This is a genomic window from Saccharopolyspora rectivirgula DSM 43747 (assembly GCF_000497205.1).
Classification (GTDB): Bacteria; Actinomycetota; Actinomycetes; order Mycobacteriales; family Pseudonocardiaceae; genus Saccharopolyspora; species Saccharopolyspora rectivirgula.
Genome location: NZ_AYJW01000156.1, coordinates 1 through 375, shown reverse-complemented (window position 1 = coordinate 375; position 375 = coordinate 1). Strand labels below are relative to the sequence as shown.

The following is a 375-nucleotide window of genomic DNA, read 5'->3' as shown; positions in this document are numbered from 1 at the left end:
GCTCGGCGGGCAGGCCCGGGTGCACGGGGTGGCCGGCACGTGGAAGGACCTCACCGACAGCGTCAACACCATGGCCGCCAACCTGACCAACCAGGTGCGCAACATCGCCACGGTGGCCACCGCCGTCGCCGAAGGCGATCTGTCCAAGAAGATCACGGTGGAAGCCAGCGGTGAAGTGGAAGCGCTCACCGAAACGATCAACGGAATGGTGGACACGCTGCGCACCTTCGCCGAGCAGGTCACGTTGGTGGCGCGGGAGGTGGGCACCGAGGGCAAGCTCGGCGGGCAGGCCCGGGTGCACGGGGTGGCCGGCACGTGGAAGGACCTCACCGACAGCGTCAACACCATGGCCGCCAACCTGACCAACCAGGTGCG

1 protein-coding gene is annotated in these 375 nt (G+C 68.3%); it reads left to right on the top strand.

Annotation, left to right across the window (positions count from 1 at the left end):
- Positions 1–375, top strand: a 375-nt coding sequence (locus SREC43747_RS20065) for a HAMP domain-containing protein (RefSeq protein ID WP_037332851.1), incomplete at both ends; no start/stop codon positions are given.